Source organism: Rhodococcus sp. YL-1, assembly GCF_001942025.1.
In the GTDB taxonomy this organism is placed as follows: Bacteria; Actinomycetota; Actinomycetes; order Mycobacteriales; family Mycobacteriaceae; genus Rhodococcus_F; species Rhodococcus_F qingshengii.
Map to the genome: position 1 here is coordinate 432,897 of NZ_CP017299.1, position 22,073 is coordinate 454,969.

The window sequence follows — 22,073 nt, forward strand, 5'->3', positions numbered from 1 at the left end:
ATCGATGACTGACGTTCGAGCAAGTGAAGCTTTTCCCGTGACCCAGGCCATGAAGGATTCGGGTGGCTGGAATCCGTTGTGGGACGGACTTTCGGAGCTGGATCCCGAGTGGACCGAGCTGTACATGAAGACAGCGATGCAGCCCTGGAACAGCGGGGTGCTGTCACCTCAGGTGATCCAGTTGCTGTGCATAGCCGTCGATGCGGCGAGCACACACATGTACGCGCCCGGCGTACGACGCCATATTCGCGCCGCGCTCGACATGGGAGTGACCCCGAAGGAGATTCTCGAGGTGCTGAAACTGACCACCGTCGTCGGGATTCATTCCTGCAATGTCGGCGTTCCGATCCTGATGGAGGAAATCGCGAACCGGTGAGGGCGGTCAGTCCCGCTCGCGGTTCTCCCGTTCCTCCCGCTGACGCTGGAGGAACGGGCTCGGGTTCTGTCCGCCGATCGGACCGTGGCCGAGGACTCCGTGCTCGTAGGCCGACTCCGCGTGCAGGGCAACGTCGATTCCGCGGGCCTCGTCTTCACGCGAAATGCGGAAGCCGAAGGTCTTGTCGATGAGCTTTCCGAGACCGTAGGTCACACCGAAGGCATAGAGCGCGACCACGACGACGCCGACGAACTGCTTGCCCAACTGCGCGAATCCACCGCCGAAGAACAAACCTTCCGGACCGCCTGTCATCACGGCCGTCGCGAGGAGTCCGATCAACAACGAGCCGACGATTCCGCCGACGAGGTGCACGCCGACGACGTCGAGGGAGTCGTCGTAGCCGAGCTTGTGCTTCCATCCCACGGCGTACGAGCAGACGATGCCGGCGATCAGACCGATGACGAGCGCACCGAACATGTTCACCGTTCCGCACGACGGGGTGATCGCGACCAGACCGGCGACGACGCCCGAAGCTGCGCCGAACGTGGTGGGGTGTCCGTCACGATTCTGCTCGACGAACAGCCAGCCGAGTAGTCCGGTGCAACCGGCGACGAGTGTGTTGAGGAAGATCTGCGAGGCCATACCGTCGGCCGCAAGGGCCGAGCCGGCGTTGAATCCGAACCAACCGAACCAGAGCAGGCCTACGCCGAGCAGGACGAACGGCAGATTGTGCGGACGCATCGACTCGGCCTTGAAACCCATCCGCTGGCCGAGGACCAGTGCCAATGCCAGACCCGACGCTCCGGACACGATTTCGACCACGAGGCCACCGGCGTAGTCGAGTGCGCCCATCTGGGCGAGCCATCCCTGCGGATTCCACACCCAGTGAGCGACGGGGACATAGACGAGCAAGGACCAGATGGGGACGAAGATCATCCAGGCGGAGAACTTCGCGCGGTCGGCGATCGCACCACTGATGAGCGCTGCAGTAAGGATTGCGAACGTCAATTGGAAGGTTGCGAACAACACTTCCGGGACATTCCCGTGCACCGTCGACGGGTCGATGCCCGCCATGCCGATGTGCTCGAGTCCGCCGATGATGCCACCGTGATCGTCGCCGAACACGAGGCTGTAGCCCACGAACAACCACGCAACCGTGACGAGTGCGATCGAGACGAAACTCATCATGATCATGTTGAGTACGCCCGTCGAGCGGACCATGCCGCCGTAGAACAGTGCGAGTCCTGGCGTCATCAGAAGTACGAGTGCAGTACTGACGAGCAACCAGGCAGTTGCTCCGGCATCGATGGTGGCGGGCACAGTTTTCTCCTCACGCACGCGGACCAGCCCGCGTGCACGGAACCCACGATGGGTGCGTGCGGTTTCCTCCGCACTGCGATTGTGTTGCGAACATGTTTCGGGAGAAGTCGGCGTTGCACCCGCACCGGACCACCTGTCGTGGGTCGCCGGTAGTCTTTGCGCGTGGCCCTGTACCGGAAGTATCGACCCGCGTCCTTCGCCGAGGTGGTGGGGCAGGAGCATGTCACCGCACCGCTCAGCACGGCCCTCGACACCGGACGCATCAACCATGCCTACCTGTTTTCCGGCCCGCGCGGCTGCGGAAAGACGTCGTCGGCGCGAATCCTGGCGCGTTCGCTGAACTGTGAGCAGGGACCGACGTCGACGCCGTGCGACGTGTGCGACTCGTGCGTTTCGCTGGGCCCGGGCGGCACAGGCAACCTGGATGTGACGGAACTCGACGCCGCAAGTCACGGTGGCGTCGACGACACCCGAGAACTCCGAGACAAGGCGTTCCACGCACCCGCCGCATCTCGCTACCGCGTCTTCATCATCGACGAGGCACACATGGTGACGGCGGCGGGTTTCAATGCGCTGCTCAAGATCGTCGAAGAGCCGCCGGAACACCTCATCTTCATCTTTGCGACGACGGAACCGGAAAAGGTTCTCCCGACCATCCGTTCGCGTACACACCATTACCCGTTCCGCCTGTTGGCGCCGTCGACCATGCGCGGACTCCTGGAAAAGATCTGCGCCCAGGAGGGCGTACCGGTCGAGCCTGCGGTGTATCCACTGGTCATCAAGGCCGGCGGCGGTTCCCCTCGTGACTCGTTGAGTGTCCTCGATCAGCTGCTCGCGGGCGCAGGAGAAGAAGGTGTCACGTATCCGCGCGCTCTCTCTCTTCTCGGAGTCACCGACGTCGCGCTCATCGACGAAGCAGTAGACGCCCTGTCTGCCAGTGACGGGGCCGCGTTGTTCGGCACTGTCGATCGCGTGATGGACGCCGGTCACGATCCACGCCGATTCGCGCTCGATCTTCTCGAGCGCCTGCGTGATCTCATCTTGATGCAGGCTGTTTCCGACGCCAGCGAACGAGGATTGGTCGACGCTCCGGAAGCGGAGCTGGTCACGATGCGTGAGCAGATTCAACGAGTCGGCCCGGCCACGCTCACCCGCTTCGCCGAGACTGTCCATGCCGGACTCAGCGAAATGCGTGGGGCGACGGCGCCGCGGCTGCTGCTCGAAGTGATGTGCGCGCGAATGCTGCTGCCGTCGGCCTCCGACACCGAGTCAGCTGTATTGCAGCGGCTGGAGCGCCTGGAACAAGGTATTCCGGCTGCCGGAGTCGCGGCTGCCCCTCGCGCGGCAGCAACGCCGGCACCGACCGTGCCGCCGCTCGAACCGGAGATTGCTTCCAAGTTCCAACGGCCCTCTCAACGCAAGGCCGAGCCTGAGGTGCGGCCGGAACCAGCCGCGCCTGCTCCAGCTGCGGCGCCGCCGGTTGTGGAGGCTCCTGTCGTCGAACCTCCGGTAGCGGCAGTTCCCGTCGCCGAGACTCCCACTGTCGAGATCGTGGAACCGCCGGTTGCCGAAGCTCCGGTGGTTGAAGCTCCGGTTGCCGAAGCTCCAATAGTTGAAGCTCCTGTGGTTGAACCACCGGTTACTGCTTCTGTCGAGGCGGAAGAGCTGATCGGGCTTGCCGAGCCGGAACCCGACTACGAGCCCGAGCCCGAGTTCGACGAGCCGGCGGTTGCCGAAGCTGCGCCGGTCTCGGCAGGCCCCACAGTCGAGACTCTCCGTGAATCGTGGAACACCTTGCGCAACAAGGTCGGTGAACGAAACAAGGTTCTTCCGGCCATGCTGTCCGCTGCGACGGTTCACGACGTGCGTGGACATGTCGTTGTCATCGCTCACGGCTCACCGGTCCTGGGTGCTCGTGTGACGCAACCGCACAACGCGGCGGTCATTTGCGAGGTCCTTGCCGAAATGTTCGGTGGCACTTGGCAGGTCGAGTATCAAGAAGGTGCGCCTACAGCGCCGACAGTATCGAGCGCAACCAAGGCGACGGAAGCTCCGAGCCGCCCTGCCGCTGCGCCCCGCTTCTCGCGGCCCAGTCAGGAGCGCGCAGCGCAGCAGCCCAAGGCCCCGCAGCCCCAGCGCGGCGATTCGGACGACATTCCGCCGCCCGAGGCACCCAACTATCCGGAAGACCCTGGACCGGCGCCTGCTCCTGAGGTCGACTACGAGGCAACTCCTCCGCCTGCAACGCCGGAGGACGAGGACGAGATGTTTGCGGAGGCGGCTGAGCCCGCTGATCCGACTGCCAGACGTGATCCTGAGGATGTTGCAAAGGAACTCCTCAAGGACGTCCTCGGAGCTCGCCGCCTCGAAAGCTGAGTTGCCGTCTCGGTCCGTGTGCGTGAAACAGCTGTCGGAATCCAGCTGCACCACTGTGTGATCGAATTGTTATAAGTGCCGTTCCCTTTGTGCGCGCGCGTCTCGAAAGCGCGCCGGCTCGGCCTCGCAAAGCTGAATTGTATGTGGCTGGTTTGCTGGCACATTCGTTCGCTCAGTTCCGGTGTAACGAAACGTCGATTCGGACGATGGTCGCCGAAGAATATCTGGAATTTCTCGTTGTCTGATGGGCATTCGAGTGCTGCTGTTAAATTTCGGTGTGTCACGAATGTTCAGATTGATAGTTGTCGGATGTTTGATTTGCGGGGATCGACCAATTTGGGACATCCGGCGAATTGGCCACATATTCGGCATTGCGGCATTTCGGTGCATATTCAACTGAATATTTGCCGATCGCGAGAAAATGGCGGCCGTGAAACCGGGATCCGGTACGGATGTTCAAGCAGGAGCATGACCGGTTACGAAGCAAATAGGTAACTCCGAGTTACAGCTAACTCTCGATTGCTGTCAAATTGCTGAAACACGTTCATTGCGCCGAACAACCTTTGTTATTTGTTTATGCCTTGAGGTGAATCTGCGTTTTACACACCGATGAGGGCGTGGTTAGTCTTCGGTCGATTGAGTCTCCCGTGGATGCGCGCGAAAATAGGAAGTGTAAGATGACTGAAGATTCAACTAATCCTGCGATTGCGATAGTCGGGATGAGCATGTGGTCCCCCGGTGCACATGATCTGCAAGGATTTTGGGAGAACGTCCTCGCGCGTCGGATGCAATTCCGAAAGTTTCCGGAGTCACGGATGTCCCTCGACGACTACTGGAGCGCGAGCCCTGACGACGTCGACAAGACATACGCCGATCGCGGCGCGTTCATGGATGGTTTCGAATTCGACTGGGTCGGTCGCCGGATACCGGAGCGGACCTTCAAGTCGACAGATCTCACACACTGGTTGGCTCTGGAAACAGCACTCGGGGCTTTGACCGACGCGGGCTACAGCCGAGGATCGGCACCCTCTGGACGCAGCGCCGCAATCGTCGGCAACTCCCTCACCGGTGAAGAATCCCGGATGTGGTCGATGCGTTTGCGTTGGCCTTACGTCAAGCGCGCACTCGCTGTGGCAGCCGAAGCGCGCCAGTTGGACAGTTCCGTCGCCGATGCTCTCGCCGAGACGATGGAAGAGGTCTACAAGGGCCCATTGGTGGAGCCGAGTGAAGACACTCTCGCCGGCATGTTGTCGAATACGATTGCCGGCCGGATCTGCAATTATCTCGACTTCAACGGCGGCGGGTACGTCGTGGACGGTGCGTGCGCGTCCGGAATGCTCGCGGTGGCGACTGCAGCCGAAAAGCTGGCGTCCGGCGCGGCCGACTTCGTCTTGGCAGGGGGAGTCGACGTCAGCTTGGATCCTTTGGAACTGGTGGGATTCGCCCGTTTGGGTGCACTGACCCGTGGCGACATGAACGTGTACGACGCAAGCCGAAGCGGATTCATCCCGGGTGAAGGTTGCGGATTCGTGGCCTTGAAACGACTCGAGGACGCCAGGGCGGACGGCGACTACGTGTACGCGACGATTCGCGGCTGGGGTATCTCCACCGATGGCAAGGGTGGAATCACCAAGCCCCGCGCCGAAACTCAGGCCGAGATGATCCGTCGCGCATACTCGCGAGCGGGATTCGCGGCCAGCGAGGTTGCCTTCGTCGAAGGACACGGAACTGGTACTCCCGTCGGAGACCCCGTCGAACTGGCCGGCGTCCAGCAGGCCGCTCAGACGGACGGGCCCGTCGAGGCTCGTAGCATCGGCATGACGTCACTGAAGTCGTTGATCGGGCACACGAAGGCGGCGTCGGGCATCCTTGCGCTGATCAAGGCGACCATGGCCGTCAATCAACGAATCCTTCCGCCGCTCGCCGGTTGCACCGACCCGAACCCGGCGTTCGGAACCGAAGCGCCGGCACTCTTTCCGCTCGTCAACGGTGAGATCAGAGATCCGTCCGAGAAGATGCGGGCCGGTGCGCAAGCCATGGGTTTCGGCGGTATCAACTGCCACGTCGCGATCGAATCGGCTGATGCACCGTCCAGCAAGCTGACACCCTCGCGAGACGTCCGCACGATGATGGCGTCGTATCAGGACACCGAGGTTTTCGTACTTTCTGCAGATTCCGCGGTGGACTTGGCGACCCGAGCGCGGGATGTTGCAGATCTGGCGGTTCCGTTGAGTGTTGCCGAGCTGCTGGACTTTTCGGCGAAACTCTCTCGAGTGATCTCGCCGACCGCGCCCTTTCGTGCCGCAGTGGTGGCCGGACGTCCCGCGCAGTTGGCCGAACGCATGCGTCAGCTTGCCGTGATCTGCGAGAACTCCGCTCCTGCATCCGGCCAGGTGAAGGTCGTGAGCAACGAGATCTCGATCTCGAACGCCGTCCACCACGACATCGGATTCCTGTTCCCGGGACAGGGATCCCAACAACTAGAGATGGCGCGCGTGCTGATCGAGCGCTTCGAGTGGGCACGCGAACTGGCGACCGAGGCGGACGGCTGGTTGGAGGGAGTTGGAGCGGAGGCGATCACGCCTCGAATTCTGCGGAACCCGGTCAAGAGCGCTGACGCTGCGGAATTGGCGAAGTGGAAGCGGGATCTCGCCCAGACGCAGTTCACCCAGCCTGCCGTCGCTTTGGCTTCGCTGCTCTGGTTCGAGTACGTCCGCCGATTGGGTGTCACACCCAGTGCTGTCGCCGGCCACAGTCTCGGCGAGTTGACCGCGCTCTACGCGGCAGGAGCTTACGACCAGAAGACGCTGATCACCTTGGCTGCGGCGAAGGGTGCGGCCATGGCTGTCAGTGGTGGTGGAAACGGCGCGATGGCGAGCCTGACCTGCGACCGATCGACGGCTGAGGCGATCATCGCGGAAACAAAGGGTTACGCGACCGTCGCGAATCTGAATACGCCTACACAGACCGTGGTTTCGGGCACCAAAGACGCGGTCGACGATGTGGTTGCCATCGCGAAGACGCGCGGAGTGTCGGCTCAGGCGCTTGCCGTGTCGAATGCTTTCCACTCCGAGATGATGAACGAGGCCGAGCGGGAGCTGAAGTCCACTGCGCCCGTTGACGAGCAAGTCGATTCGCTGACTTGCCCCGTCTATTCCTGCGTCGAAGGGAAACGCGTACAGACGCCACTGGCACTTCGCGAATTGGTCACCAAACAGGTTGTCTCACCGGTCGACTGGGTCAAGACGGTAAGTGGAATCGCGCAGGACGTGGACCTGCTCGTCGAGGTCGGTCCCGGCCGTGTGCTGACCGGGCTCACCAAGGCGATCAATGGGACCGACGGCGTGCGCTGCTTCCCCGTTGCGTCCAAGTCCGGACGCGACGAGGACTTCAATGTCGCACTGGCCGCGATGTACGTACACGGCGCTCAGGTCCGATGGAACGAACTTTTCGACGGCCGGTTCGTGCGCGAATTCGTTCCTGCCGATCAGAAGGTGTTCATCGAGAACCTGGCCGAGGCGAAGCTGACGGTTACCTCTGCTCCCGAACCGCTCGCACTTGGTACGTCCGGCGGGGATCCGGCTGCGGCGCTGGCCGATTACCTGAGCCGACGCGGGACCTTCCTCGTCGACGTGATTCGTGCTGATGTAGGCAGTGGAGCGACTTCTCCGTCTTCTCCATCTGCTCCGACTTCGCGGGCAGTCACCAACGGCCACGAATCCGTGGCAGCGAAAGCTCCTTCGCCGGTTTCGGCTCCGGTAGTCGAAGAGCCGGCTGACGCGGGCGCTGGGTCCGTGGAAAGTGAGCTGATCAGGATCCTCGCCGATACGACGGGATTCCCCGCCGAGTCGATCACGACGGATCTGCGTCTGCTCGATGATCTGAATCTCGACTCGATCAGTGCGGCAGAGGCTATTTCGAAGGTTGCGCATCAGTTCGAGGTTGTCGACCTCGACCCTGCCGAGTTGGCCAATGCCACGATCGGAGATGCAGCATCGCTGATCCTTGCGGCATCACCGAATCCCGGTTCTGCCGTTCCAGCAGCGAGTTCGGTGCAGTCGGACGTGTCGCGAATACTGCTCGAGGTAATCGCGGAGGACACCGGATTTCCGGTGGAGTCTCTCGATGTGGATCTCCACCTGCTCGACGACCTGAACATGGACTCGATCAAGGCTGCCGATGCGATAGCAACTGTGGCAACGCGATTGGGCGTTCAGGGTGATCTGGATCCGGCCGAACTCGTCAACGTCAGCCTGGGTGAACTGATCGAAGTGCTCGATCGATCCGCGAAAGAGAAGTCGGGGCAGCAGCAGCCGGTTGCGCGGGCGCTGCCGGTGAAGGCAAAGGGTATGTCAGCCGACAGCTTCACCTGGGTTCGCGATTACACCCTGGAAAAGGTTCGGAGCGAGACAGCGTTGCACGGAGTCCGAGACCTCACGGACATGACGTTTGTCGTCATCGGTGACGACGCCGGTTTGGTCGGAAGGTTGGAATCCGGACTACGAGTGCGTGGTGCTCAGGTCGACATTCGCACATTCTCCGACGGCGCTCCTGCGAATGCGCAGCACGTGGTTGCCGTAATGCCGCGCGTGACCGATGATTCCGTCACCGAAATCGGCTTGCGCAGTGGGATCGAACACATGCACAAGATGGTTCCGGCACAGCAAAGTGCAGGCGCACGAACCACATTGGCAGTGATTCAGTTCACCGATGTCGAGTTGGGCAATCCGGCGCCGGTACCGAGTGCGGCGGCTTTTGCCGCTTCGGTGCATCACGAGCGCCCCGAACTGGATGTCCGCGTCATAGGATTCGACGGCTCGACTGCGGACGCGGTGGTGGCAACCACCGTCGTCTCCGAGTTGGATTCGGTTGCACCCTATGTGTTCGCGACTTACGACACCGAGATGGGACGCACGGCACTGCAACCGCGGGTTCTCGCCTCGAGCGACTACACCGTCCGCGAGAGCGGGTTGGGGAGTTCGGATGTAGTGGTCGTGACCGGTGGCGCGAAAGGCATCATGGCGCAATGCGCTCTGGCTCTCGGCCGAAAGACAGGCGCCGAACTAGTGCTGATCGGAAGCTCTCAGCGACAAGCGGGTGACGAAATCGCTTCCACTCTTGCGGACTTCACGTCTGCCGGTTTGAGCGCTCACTACTATCGCTGCAACGTCACGGATGCTGCGGCGGTGGCCGGCGTCGTCGCCCAGATCGAGGTCGAGGTTGGGCCGATCACCGGGTTTGTCCACGGTGCGGGGGCGAATGTTCCGCGGCGGTTCGAGAGAGTAGACAGCGCTGCGGCTTTCAAGGAGGTTGCACCTAAGGTCCTGGGCGCAGCCAACTTCGTCGAAGCGCTCGCTGATCGCGACTTGAAGCTGTTCGTGGGCTTCTCCTCCATCATCGGATTCACAGGTATGCCCGGAAACAGCTGGTATGCATACGGAAACGAGCTTCTCGACGAAATGGTGATGCGGTATGCCGCCGGGCACCCGAAGACTCGGACGTTTTCGCTCGCCTACAGCGTGTGGGGGGGAGACCGGCATGGGTGCCCGCATGGGCAGTGTCAACCACCTCGCGAAGATGGGTGTCATGCCGATTTCCACAGCTGCGGGAGTGGATCATTTCCTTCGCCTGGTCGACAGCGGACCCGAGGCGAGTCGTATCGTCGTGACCAGTCGACTCGGCGGTCTGGACACCTGGGCGCCGGCAGCACCGGCTCTGCCGGCGGTGTCGCGGTACATCGACCAAGTGGTGACCTTCGAGCCGCAGGTAGAACTGGTTACCCGGACGACGTTGTCCACCTCGGCAGATCCTTTTGTCCTAGACCATGTCTGGAAAGGATCGGCGCTGCTTCCGACGGTGTTCGGACTCGAGGCGATGTCGCAGGCGGCGGCCTATGTCACCGGACGCGCGACTCTGGGCCGCGTCCGCATCGACGACATCAAGCTGGATCGACCGATCGTCGTCGACACGGTCGAGGGCACCAGAGTCGAGATCAAGGCAAGCGTCGTGGAGCAGGATCGTGATGCTGCAGGAACGCGGGTGCATGTCACGATCGGCACCGAACGGACCGGGTACGGACGGCCCCATTTCTCGGCCGACTTCATCTTCGGGCTGGACGAAACACTGCCGGAGTTCGAGAAGGAGTTGCCGCGACCGGTGCTCGACATCGATCCGTTGGACGATCTCTACTCGTGGTTGCTGTTCCAGGAGGGCGATTTCCGCCGACTCGAAGAGATCTCGAGCCTCGATTCCGAGCACATTCTCTTCAGCGCTATTTCGCGAGCCGACCGTAAGCAGCACCTCCTCGGTGATCCCTACTTCCTCGATTCCCTGCTCCAATCGGGTCAGATCATGGTTCCGCGGGAGATCTGCCTTCCGGTCAACATTGCGCGAATCGACATGTACGACGGACGATTCGAGGCTCGCTCGTTCACCGCGTACGCCTACGACAAGGTGCAGACAGAGACCCACATGCAAGCCGACGTGGCGGTGGTGAAGGACGGACGAGTGGTGATGCAGCTCGAGGGATATCGCTCCCAGATTCTCTCCCACGACGAAAGCCGTCCTACGGCTGAGGAAATCGCGGATCCGACTGCGCGCGACGCACAGATCATTCTCGACAAGCTCGCGCAACACAGCCGGGCGTTGGGAGTGAAGAGCCCGCGGGTTGTGGTCGCGCATACCCCGGGGATTCACGAGTTGACCAAGTCGGAACGCCACGAGCAGGAGAAACCGATCGCCGAGGCGGCCGTGAACATTCATCTCGATGAGGATGTGGTGATCAAATGAGTAATGCCTTTGCCATCGAATGGCAGGAAACCGGAAAGCCCGTCGTCGTCGGTGATATTCCACACTCTGTGGATGTCTCGCTCTCGCACGACGGCAGTAAGTCACTCAGTTCGGCCGGCGACTGGCCTCAGGGGTGTGACATCGAACCGATTCGCTCCCGAACCGTCATGCAGTGGAAGGCGCTTCTGGGTTCGGCGCGGATTCCGCTGCTGGACGAGTTGATCGCGGGCGGCGAATCACTCGATCGTGCGGGAACCAGGCTGTGGGCGGCGGCCGAGGCGATCCGAAAGGCCACGGGGCAGATGTCGGTTTCTCTGGCGATGGGCGCCAGGGAGGACGACGCAGTGACCTTCCGCGGCGGCGCAGACGGAAGCGTGGTGGTTCTTACTTTTCCAGCTCTGTTGACCGACAACGAGGAGCGGATTCTCGCGTTTGTGACTCATGAGGAGGATGCGGAAGAACCGGCGCAGGACTCGGCACCACAGTTCGACTCCGGCCCGTTGTCGGCGAAGTCTCTCGCGCAGTTCGATCCGATGGCCTACGGCTCCGACGTGCATGTGGTGGCCCGGAGCGGCTATCCGGCGGTGTCGATCCGGTTCCCCGTCGGGTTCCGGGACGCGTGCAACGTCGGTGGATCAGTGGGGTTCGCGAGCTTCGCGCTGTGGTTGGGCGCTTTGCGAGAGAGGGGAACCGGACCGATCTCGAAGCAGATCGTGGAGGACATGGCGACGGGTCGTTGGGGCATGGTGACCAACAACTCCGAGGTGTTCATCGATGCGAACCTGTACACCGACGACATTGTCGAGGGGACGATCTGGATCACCGAGCTCACCGGTCCGGATCGGGCAACCACCAATCTGCATGTCGAATGGTGCCGGGTCGACGGCGAGACGCGCACTCACATCGGGTGGAGTGCGATGCAGACGACGTGGGTGGAAATCCTCTCCCACGGTGTGGTGGCGGCACGGCCGATGCCGCAGTACTTCCACGATTTCATCGAGCCGATGACGATTCCGACGGGGACGAAGAACATCGCTGTTCCCACCGAACCGAAGAACGTCGATCGTGGTTCCGTGATCCGCTCGGCTCCGATGGTGCCGCGCAATCCGTACCTGCTCGAATCCGAGGTGTTCTCGACGACGTTGCAGGACGGAAACGTCGTGGGCAACATCTACTTCGGCAACTATTACATCTGGCAGTCGAGGGTTCGGGACAAGTTCCTGGTCCGTTCTCAGCGTGAGGCCGTGGCGGCCAGAGGCGCTCTCGGGGAACTTCGTTGTGTGCACACCAGGGTTGAGCATCTGCGCGAGGTCATGCCGTTCGACGACGTCCTGGTCACGATGTCCTTGTCTGCCCTCTACGAGAGGGGGATCGACCTCGAGTTCGAGTACTTCAAGGTCAATGAGGACGGATCACGGGAGAAGCTCGCGATCGCTCGGCACAGAACTGTCTGGACGATGCCGGGCGCTCCGGGAGAACTGGAAATCTCTCCGCCGTCGAAACTTCCACAGTCGCTGATCGATTCGGTGCTGGAGGCGATCGACGGAAAGTAGACGGGGGATTTTCCGAGATCGAAGTGGAGAGACGGGTTGCGTTTTCCTTGCCGGAGAACGCAACCCGTTTCGATGGGGAGGGGCATGTATGGGTATCGGGGTTTCCAGAAGATCGGTTCTGAAAGGGTCGGTAGTCGGCACAGCGGCTGTTGCTTTGGGCGCAAAGGCAGGTGCTGCTCCGGCGGGGAGTGTGGATATCGAGTCTCCGTTGATTTTTCATTCGCCGGAGTTCGAGCCGTTCTGTGACGAACTACATTCGTTGTCAACGCTTTCCGGAAACGAGATCACACTGACAGCGCAAGTGGGGCAACATGCCTTTCATCGGGATTTTCCCTCGTCCCCAGCACTGTCGTACCGCAGCGGAGAGATCGGTGGCGGTTATCTGGGCCCTACCGTCGAGGCGCATTCCGGCGAGCCGATCATGTTGACGTTCGAGAACGATCTGACCGGACATCCGTTGGCAGCGGACATGGATATGACGCTGCACGGAATGCAGGCCGACTTTCGTGCGCACCCGCCGACGTCGTTGCACTTGCACGGGGGAGTCACTTCACCTGAGAGCGACGGCCATCCGGAGCTGCTGGTGATGCCGGGACAGGCTGCGATGCATCACTTTTTGCACGGTCAGGAAGCCGCCCACCTCTGGTATCACGATCATGCGATGGGCATCACCCGGCTCAACGTCTACGCCGGTCTGATCGGCAACTATCTGATCAGGGATGAATTCGACACCGGCGAACTGGGAAATCCGTTGGGGTTGCCGGCCGAGGAATTCGAGATCCCGTTGATCCTGCAGGAGAAGATCTTCACGCCGACAGGCGCCCAGAACGGCCGATCCACCATCTTGATCCCGGAAGGATCGTGGGAAGGCGGCGCGGTGGGCGACGTCGGCTTGGTCAACGGCAAGGTGTGGCCGGAACTGTCCGTGGCTCGGGGCCTTTGCCGCCTCCGCATCGTCAATGCGTCGTCGGCAAGTGTGTGGAATCTTCACTTCTCGAACATGATGACGTTCTGGGTCATCGGCAACGACGCCGGAATGCTCGACGCACCCGTCGCGGTCAATGCCTTCCGCTGCGCACCGGGGGAGCGGTACGACCTCCTCGTCGATTTCACCGGACTGTCGGAGGGATCGACGGTGGAGCTTCGCAACGACGAGGCGCCCCCGCTACCCGCCGCTGTCATCGGTGAAGTGACTATGCCGCTGTTCTGCCGGTTCCGCGGTGACGCCAGGCGCGGATTCACCGGTGGTGTTCCGTCGCAACTGCGCGGTGGGCGCCGGCAACGTGACGTTCTCGCCCCGTTGGAGCAGCCGACGGTAATTCGCACGGTGACGGTGAGCCAGCAACTGGAACTGCGGAATCCACCGGCTCAGATGACGTTGAACAACCTGACGTTCAGCACCACGGACGTCGAGAGGCCGCGGCAAGGCACCGTCGAGCAGTGGAACATCGTCAACACCACGCCGGACCCGCATCCGATACACCTGCACTTGGTGAATTTCCGGATTTTCGGCAGAACACCGATGCGGACGCTGGAGTACTTGATCCGCCATCCGCAGCCGGTGATCGGCAACAAGTGGACTCCGTCGCCCGACGGGTTCGAGGCGGGGCCGATGATCGCGCCGGCGCCGTGGGAAGCGGGGATGAAGGACACCGTCAGGGTGGACGGCGGCACTGTCACCCGGATCATCGTGCGATTCCCCACCGCGGATGAGCTGGGTTTCGATCCCGACGCGATGTTCGATCGTCTTCCGAGCGGTGTGATGACGGGTAGTGGGATGACGGGCGGTGGGCGCCACGATATGGCTGATTCTGGTCGACTCCAGGGATACGTGTGGCATTGCCATCTACTCGATCACGAAGATCACGACATGATGTTGCCGTATCGCATCGTGCCGTGAGTGCTTCCGGGGGCGCACCCGAAATGAACCGAAGCGGGCAGGCGTTCGCGCACCTGATCACCTCGGTCACCTAGCAGGATCGCTTCGGTCCTTCCCATGAATTTGGAACACGTTCTACAGTGAAAGGGCTGAGGTCTGTACCTCGGCCATGCGCCACCACCGAAGGTGGCGCGGACGATCTGCAGACCGGTTCGACGAATTACACGGAAGGAACACCTCACAGTGACCACAGAGGCATTCATTTATGAAGCCATCCGTACCCCGCGAGGCCGCGGCAAGAAGACCGGGTCGTTGCACTCGGTCAAGCCGATCTCGCTGGTCACGGGTCTGATCCAGGAACTGCGCGTGCGCTTTCCCGACCTCGACGAGGACCGGATCTCCGACCTCATCCTGGGCGTCGTCACCCCCGTTGGCGATCAGGGAATGGACATCGCCCGCGTTGCAGTCAACGATGCGGGACTGCCCGACACCGTCGGCGGCGTTCAGCTCAACCGTTTTTGCGCTTCCGGCCTCGAGGCCGTGAACATGGCTGCTCAGAAGGTTCGGTCCGGCTGGGACGAACTGGTGATCGCCGGTGGCGTCGAGTCGATGTCCCGCGTTCCGATGGGATCCGACGGTGGACCGTGGGCACTCGACCCCGCCACCAACTACGACAACTACTTCGTGCCGCAGGGCGTCGGCGCAGACCTCATCGCCACCATCGAGGGCTTCTCGCGTGACGACGTCGACGCATACGCCGTGCGCTCGCAGGACCTCGCCGCCAAGGCGTGGACCGGCGGATACTTCGCCAAGTCGGTAGTGCCGGTCAAGGACATCAACGGCATCACCATCCTCGACAACGACGAGCACATGCGTCCGGGCACCACGGCAGAGAACCTCGCCGGCTTGGCTCCCGCGTTCGGTGTGATCGGTGAAATCGGCGGATTCGACGCCGTGTCGCTGCAGAAGTACCACTGGGTCGAGAAGATCAACCACGTTCACCACGGCGGTAACAGCTCGGGAATCGTCGACGGCGCTGCCCTCGTGCTCGTCGGTAGCGAGCAGGCCGGCAAGGACATGGGTCTGACGCCGCGCGCTCGCGTCGTCGCCACCGCCACCAGCGGCGCCGACTCCACCATCATGCTCACCGGCCCGACGCCGGCGTCGAAGAAGGTTCTGGCAGCTGCCGGCCTGACAGTCGACGACATCGACCTCTTCGAGATCAACGAGGCATTCGCTTCCGTCGTCCTGAAGTTCCAGAAGGACCTGAACATCCCGGACGAGAAGCTCAACGTCAACGGCGGCGCTATCGCCATGGGTCACCCGCTCGGTGCAACCGGCGCGATGATCACCGGAACGATGGTCGACGAGCTCGAGCGTCGTGGCGGCAAGCGCGCCCTCATCACCCTGTGCATCGGCGGCGGTATGGGCGTTGCCACCATCATCGAGCGCGTCTGACGCGGCGTCCGTCCTTCCAACGAGGCTTACCAGGAGTCAAGCAAAGTGACTGATCAGAACATCATCAACTGGGACCAGGACGCCGACGGCATCGTCGTGCTCACCATCAACGATCCCAACCAGGGCGCAAACACCATGAACGACGCGTACATCGCGTCGATGAAGGCCACCGTCGACCGTCTGGTCGCCGAGAAGGACTCCATCACCGGTGCCGTCATCACTTCCGGCAAGAAGACCTTCTTCGCCGGTGGCGACCTCAAGAACATGATCAAGGTCGGCCCCGAGCAGGCCGAGGAGATCTACAACCACAGCGTCGAGATCAAGGCAGACCTGCGTCGTCTCGAAACTCTCGGCAAGCCGGTTGTCGCCGCCATCAACGGCGCGGCACTCGGCGGCGGCCTCGAGATCGCTCTCGCGACCCACCACCGCATCGCGGCAGACGTCAAGGGCGTCAAGATCGGCCTGCCCGAGGTCACCCTCGGCCTGCTGCCCGGCGGCGGCGGCGTCGTGCGCACCGTGCGGATGCTCGGCCTGCAGAACGCGCTCATGGGCGTCCTGCTCCAGGGGCAGCAGCGTGGACCCGTTCAGGCCAAGGAAGTCGGCCTCATCGACGAGGTCGTCGGCTCGGTAGAAGAACTGGTTCCGGCTGCGAAGGCATGGATCAAGGCCAACCCCGAAGGCGGCGTTCAGCCGTGGGATGTCAAGGGCTACAAGATCCCTGGCGGAACTCCGTCCACTCCGGCATTCGCTGCCAACCTTCCGGCGTTCCCCGCGAACCTGCGTAAGCAACTCAAGGGCGCTCCGATGCCAGCTCCGCGCGCCATCATGGCCGCAGCCGTCGAGGGTTCGCAGGTCGACATCGACAACGCGCTGCTCATCGAGGCTCGCTACTTCACCTCGCTGGTGACCGGCCGCGTCGCGAAGAACATGATCCAGGCGTTCTTCTTCGACCTGCAGTCGATCAACGGCGGCGGTTCACGTCCGGCAGGCATCGAGAAGTCCACCATCAAGAAGGTCGGCGTCCTCGGCGCAGGCATGATGGGCGCGGGCATCGCGTACGTCTCCGCGAAGGCCGGCTTCGACGTCGTCCTCAAGGACGTCAGCATCGAGGCTGCCAACAAGGGCAAGGCGTACGCCGAAGGCATTGAGGCCAAGGCGCTCTCGCGCGGCAAGACCACGCAGGAGAAGTCCGACGCACTCCTCGCCAAGATCACCCCGACGGCTGACCCGGCAGATTTCGCCGGCGTCGACTTCGTCATCGAAGCAGTCTTCGAGAGCCAGGAACTCAAGCACAAGGTGTTCCAGGAGATCGAGGACATCGTCGATCCCAAGGCACTGCTGGGCTCGAACACCTCGACGCTGCCCATCACGGGTCTCGCCACCGGCGTGAAGCGTCAGGAAGACTTCATCGGCATCCACTTCTTCTCGCCCGTCGACAAGATGCCGCTGGTGGAGATCATCCGCGGTGAGAAGACCTCCGACGAGACTCTGGCTCGCGTGTTCGACTACGTCCAGGCGATCCGCAAGACGCCGATCGTGGTCAACGACTCGCGTGGCTTCTTCACCTCGCGTGTCATCGGCACCTTCATCAACGAGGCCATCGGCATGCTCGCCGAGGGCGTCGAGCCCGCCACCATCGAGCAGGCCGGTATGCAGGCCGGTTACCCGGCTGCGCCGCTTCAGCTTTCGGATGAGCTCAACCTCACCCTCATGCAGAAGATCCGCAAGGAATCTGCCGACGCCGCCAAGGCCGAGGGCAAGGAACTGCCGGCAGATCCGGCCGGCGAGGTCATCAACACCCTCGTCGAGAAGTTCGATCGTAAGGGCAAGCTCGGTGGAGCCGGCTTCTACGATTACGCCGAGGGCAAGCGCACCGGCCTGTGGTCCGGACTCCGCGAGAACTTCAACTCCGGAACCTCCGATGCTCCGATCCAGGACCTCATCGACCGCATGCTGTTCATCGAGGCGATCGAGACGCAGAAGTGCTTCGACGAGAACGTCCTGATCACCACGGCGGACGCCAACATCGGCTCCATCATGGGCATCGGATTCCCGGCCTGGACCGGTGGCGTTCACCAGTTCATCGTCGGTTACGAGGGCGGCACGGCCGGCTTCGTCGCTCGTGCAAAGGAACTCGCTGCGCAGTACGGCCCGCGGTTCACCCCGCCGGCTTCGCTAGGGGCATAGCCCCCGTGCGCCTTTTTGGTAGTTACGGCTACCAAAAAGGCGCACAGGGGTTCATCCCCAGCTGGTGAGTTATCCACAGACGAACTCCGACAGCGAATTTCACGTCAGTCCTGTCGGAGTTCGGCCTGACGCTTGGTGCCATGACTACGTCTCATGGTGGAAGCGAGTTTCTCCGGATTCTCGATGCGCAATCCGGTCTGGTACGGCAACAGCAACTCTCGTCATTCGGATACAACCGAGGGATGCTGCGGAACTTTCTGGACCGCGGCGAATGGCAGCGCGTTCTACAAGGCGTGTATGCAGTGACCGCTGGCCCGCTCACCAGAGAAATGATCTTGAACGCCGCTTGGCTTTATGGTGGCGCGCAAGCGATTCTGAGCCACGACACTGCAGCTGAGGAATGGGGAATGCGTCGCATCGACGCAGACAAGCCAGTCCATGTCACCGTGCCATACGGCAAGTCCGCTCGCTGTCAGCCCGCGACAATCCGCCGAGTTCCAGCGCGAACGTCGGGTGCACTTGTCAGAGTGGGTGGCGTGGTTCACCCCGGGGTAGTCGTCCACCGATCCCGAGCCCACCGATACATCGGCGTGCCGTCAGTCATACCTCGAACGTCGCGTGCGGATACCGCGATTGATCTTGCGACCGCCGAATCCACAGCGCGAAGCGCCTACGTTTCACTCATCACTACAGTGACAAATGCGCGAATTCCGTTGAACCATGTACGTCGTCGGATTGACGAACGAACACCACATCGATTCAAGGGCGCGCTTTCCGATGCGGTACGACTCCTGGCAGACGGGGTGCAGTCAACGCTCGAATACCACTATGCGGTCGACGTGGAGCAGGCGCACGGGTTGCCGTCGGCCAGACGCCAGTCACCGGTTCGCGTCGACGGTCGCACGTTGTACGAGGATTGCGACTACAGCGAATTCGGTGTGCCGCTGATCGTGCGTCTCGACGGTCGGTGGGCGCATTCCATGGCCGAGGTGGCATTCCGTGATCGCCGTCGTGACAATGCGGCAGAGCTGGCAGGTCGTCCGCGGTTGGTCTACGGATTCGACGAGGTGATGAAGACCCCGTGCCAGGTTGCGCACGAGGTGGAGACGGTCTTGCGGCGGGGAGGTTGGGTGAGGACGCAGTCGGGTGCCTGCGGCACCTGTGCGCCTTTTTGGTAGTGCCGACTACCAAAAAGGCGCACGGGGGCTTTGCCCCTAGGCCTTCCACCACGGGCGAAGCGGCACATGCGCCTCACCCTTGGGGCCGAGCTTCACGGCCAGAACCTGGTGCAGCTGAACGACATTGCGCTCGAACCCGAGTCGTGAGCCGGCCATGTACAGGCCCCAGACGCGGGCGGTTCCTTCGCCGACCTCGGCGACGCAGGCGTCCCAGTTGTCGACGAGATTCTGGCACCATCCGGCGAGCGTCAGTGCGTAATGCTCGCGAAGGTTCTCTTCGTGACGCACCTCGAGGCCGACGTTCTGGATCTCGGAGATGATGCGACCCGAACCGGTGAGCTCCCCGTCGGGGAAGACGTACCGGTCGATGAATCCGCCTGCCTTGGCGCTGCTTCGGTTGTCCGGACGGGTGATGCAGTGGTTGAGCAGACGCCCACCCTCACGCAGCTTGCCCTTGAGGAACTCGAAGTACGCCGGGTAGTTTCCGACGCCGATGTGCTCGGTCAGGCCGATGGAGGACACTGCGTCGAATCCGGTCTCGGCCACGTCGCGGTAGTCGGAGAAACGGACCTGGGCGAGATCGGCGAGGCCCTCGTCCTCGATGGCCTTCTGTGCCCAATCCGCTTGCTCGCGAGAGAGAGTCACGCCGATCACCTTGACGCCGCGCCTGGCCGCGTAGCGGACCATCGAGCCCCAGCCGCAGCCGATGTCGAGAAGTCGATCACCCTTCTGGAGTCCGAGCTTCTCGAACACCAGGCGGTACTTGTTCTCCTGGGCTTCTTCGAGCGTCTGTTCCGCATTGTCGTAAGCGGCACAGGTGTACGTCATGGACGGGCCGAGGACGTACTCGTAGAAGGTGTTGGAGACGTCGTAGTGGTGATGGATGACTTCGGCGTCACGAGTCTTGGAGTGACGCAGTCCTTCTGCGACGCGACGCCAGCGAGGGAGATGTTCCTGGGGCGGCGGGGCGATGGGCCGCAACAGATCCCAGCCCAGGGAGCGCGTGATGCTGGCGAGCGTCAGTGCGGACGGGCGCTTGAGGTGGAGTTCGTCACCCATGATGCGCAGGATCTCGTACGGATCACCGGGGTGGACACCCTCGGCTTCGAGATCGCCGGAGACGTACGCGCGGGCCATGCCGAGGTCGCCGGGAGCTGTTGCGAGATAAGTGGTTCCGCGAGTCGACTTGAGGTGCAGTCCGTAGTCGGCATCTTCGGGGCCGGCGGTGCTGCCGTCGTACGCGGTGAATCGAAGCGGCAGCATGCCGTCGGAAAGCGTCTCGAGAATCTCGGCAATAGAGAGCTTGTCCTGGCTTTTGGAGTCTTTGAACGTGGTCATTTACGTTGCACCGCCTTAGAGAATAGATCCAATAAACGGGATTTCGGGTCGTAGCGTTCCTTGAGTCCGATGTACCGGTCGCCGCCGTAGTACAGCTCCTCGAAGTCTTCCTTCGAGTAGTAGGAGTCGGAGTAGAGCGATTTGTGTCCGTCGAAATCGCTGACCTTTTCTTCGATCAGTCGATTTGCTGCCCCCTCGCGCTCACCGGGAACGATCGGCACCGAAGACCAGAAGCCGATGTTGACGTAGGTGCGCTTGGGTTCGAGGGGGTAGAGGGGCCACGGCCGTGATGCAGAAGCGGCGGCCGGGCTTGGCTCACGAAGACGCAACGGGCACAACCACAGTGGTTCGATCGGGATTTCCTCGAGGAACCACGAGACGAAGTCCGCGGTTCGTTCGATGGGTACCTCGACGTCCTGGACGACGCGTTCGCGCGGGGGCTTGCCCTTGCGCTTTTCGAGGCGATCTCCGATGTCGTACTTGTGGTCGAGGGCGATCAGCTTCCAGTAGAAGCTGCTGCGCAGGTACTGCTTGGGCCAGAAGCGCCGGATCTTCGGGTTCTGTGCACCGAAAGCTCGTGAGCACCAGAACCAGTCGGTGTCCCAGCGCCACAGGTAGTCGCGAATGGTCAAGCGATCCGTCTTGGGCTGGGTGAGTGACGAATGCTGGATCGACCGGTAGAAGATGTCCTGGTCGGTGTAATCGCTGACCGGGCCTTCCTCGTCGGTTTGCACGCCGAGTGTGAGGTAGCTCTCGGAATCGGTGAAGACCACCCCGTCGAGATAGTCGACGGCGATCCCGTCGTACTCGCGTTCGGTGACGATGCGATCCATCGTTTCTTCGAGCTTCTTCAACGAATCGAAGCGCACGTGGCGCAAGGCGACGTACTTCTTGACGGGTTCGAGTGCGATCTTCAATCGCGTCGAATAGCCAAGGGTGCCGTAGGAATTGGGGAAACCGAAGAACAGTTCGGCGTGTTCGCCGTCCGGTGTTGCGGTGATGATCTCGCCGCTTCCGGTCAGTACGTCGATTTCGAGTACCGACTCGTGCGGCAGGCCGTTGCGGAACGAGGTGGACTCGATGCCCAGGCCGGTCACCGCACCGCCCAGGGTGATGGTCTTGAGTTGAGGCACGACCAGGGGCGCCAGCCCGTAGGGCAGCGTCGCGTCGACGAGGTCCTCGTACGTGCACATGCCGGCGACGTCGGCTGTGCGCGCCTGCGCATCGACGGCGATGACACCTGCCAGACCGCTGACGTCGAGGCCGGGGGCCGACGTCTTGGCGCGAGCGCGGAACAGATTGGATGTCTTCTTTGCCAGGCGTACAGAAGCATCGGCGGGAATGGCGCGGTATGACGCGAGTAGGCGTTCGACGCCTTCTCTGTGCTGCTCGAACCCCATTTCACGCGCAGCATCGGAACCCGGGCCTTGCTTTGTCCGGATTCGATCTAACTTCTGAACTACCCCATTGAACGAGAGAGTCACACCCTGACGCTATCGGTAGTTGCGTGTGCAAGCTATCCGGAGGGGTATTAATGCCCGAATTTGATCGAGTTGTTGCAATCGAACTCGGTAAATGCTCCGAGTGGTGAACCAGCTCACACGGAATGGGTAGATGGT

General features: G+C 62.1%; 11 protein-coding genes and 1 pseudogene. 9 read left to right on the forward strand and 3 right to left on the reverse strand.

Annotation, left to right across the window (positions count from 1 at the left end; translation table 11 throughout):
• Window positions 1-4 precede the first annotated feature (4 nt).
• Complete coding sequence (locus BH682_RS02090; RefSeq protein ID WP_020905896.1) at window positions 5-376, forward strand: carboxymuconolactone decarboxylase family protein; 372 nt, start codon at window positions 5-7, stop codon at window positions 374-376.
• Between the two features lie 6 nt (window positions 377-382).
• On the opposite strand, the gene BH682_RS02095 is transcribed toward BH682_RS02090, so the two are convergent.
• Window positions 383-1,696: an ammonium transporter gene (locus tag BH682_RS02095; protein ID WP_003943791.1), complete on the reverse strand. Its 1,314-nt coding sequence runs from the start codon at window positions 1,694-1,696 to the stop codon at window positions 383-385.
• Window positions 1,697-1,858: 162 nt separating this feature from the next.
• Here BH682_RS02095 and BH682_RS02100 point away from each other — a divergent pair, with 162 nt between their 5' ends.
• The 8 genes and pseudogenes from BH682_RS02100 (at window position 1,859) to BH682_RS02130 (ending at window position 19,116) form a co-directional block, all read left to right on the forward strand.
• Complete coding sequence (locus BH682_RS02100) at window positions 1,859-4,072, forward strand: DNA polymerase III subunit gamma and tau (protein WP_075831901.1); 2,214 nt, start codon at window positions 1,859-1,861, stop codon at window positions 4,070-4,072.
• 725 nt (window positions 4,073-4,797) lie between these two features.
• Window positions 4,798-9,537: pseudogene (locus tag BH682_RS02105) on the forward strand (SDR family NAD(P)-dependent oxidoreductase); the annotation flags it as partial.
• Window positions 9,538-9,658: 121 nt separating this feature from the next.
• Window positions 9,659-10,861, forward strand: coding sequence for a polyketide synthase dehydratase domain-containing protein (locus BH682_RS36615; protein WP_223304520.1), 1,203 nt, complete (start codon window positions 9,659-9,661; stop codon window positions 10,859-10,861).
• Window positions 10,858-12,414, forward strand: coding sequence for a hypothetical protein (locus BH682_RS02110; RefSeq protein WP_075831904.1), 1,557 nt, complete (start codon window positions 10,858-10,860; stop codon window positions 12,412-12,414). The genes BH682_RS36615 and BH682_RS02110 overlap by 4 nt, the downstream gene beginning before the upstream one ends.
• Window positions 12,415-12,502: 88 nt before the next feature.
• Window positions 12,503-14,314, forward strand: coding sequence for a multicopper oxidase family protein (locus tag BH682_RS02115; RefSeq protein ID WP_075831906.1), 1,812 nt, complete (start codon window positions 12,503-12,505; stop codon window positions 14,312-14,314).
• A gap of 222 nt (window positions 14,315-14,536) precedes the next feature.
• Window positions 14,537-15,751, forward strand: coding sequence for an acetyl-CoA C-acetyltransferase (locus BH682_RS02120; protein WP_007731553.1), 1,215 nt, complete (start codon window positions 14,537-14,539; stop codon window positions 15,749-15,751).
• Window positions 15,752-15,796: 45 nt separating this feature from the next.
• Window positions 15,797-17,938 carry a 3-hydroxyacyl-CoA dehydrogenase NAD-binding domain-containing protein gene (locus BH682_RS02125; RefSeq protein ID WP_003943799.1) on the forward strand — a complete coding sequence of 714 codons (2,142 nt, stop codon included), beginning with the start codon at window positions 15,797-15,799 and terminating at the stop codon, window positions 17,936-17,938.
• Window positions 17,939-18,078: 140 nt separating this feature from the next.
• Entirely contained in the window at window positions 18,079-19,116 is a 1,038-nt protein-coding gene (locus BH682_RS02130; protein WP_075831908.1) for a type IV toxin-antitoxin system AbiEi family antitoxin domain-containing protein, read from the forward strand.
• A gap of 36 nt (window positions 19,117-19,152) precedes the next feature.
• Here the strand turns inward: BH682_RS02130 and BH682_RS02135 are convergent, their stop codons facing one another.
• Window positions 19,153-20,454: a class I SAM-dependent methyltransferase gene (locus tag BH682_RS02135; RefSeq protein WP_003943932.1), complete on the reverse strand. Its 1,302-nt coding sequence runs from the start codon at window positions 20,452-20,454 to the stop codon at window positions 19,153-19,155.
• Window positions 20,451-21,854 carry an FAD-binding oxidoreductase gene (locus BH682_RS02140; protein ID WP_007731548.1) on the reverse strand — a complete coding sequence of 468 codons (1,404 nt, stop codon included), beginning with the start codon at window positions 21,852-21,854 and terminating at the stop codon, window positions 20,451-20,453. The genes BH682_RS02135 and BH682_RS02140 overlap by 4 nt, the downstream gene beginning before the upstream one ends.
• Window positions 21,855-22,073 lie beyond the last annotated feature (219 nt).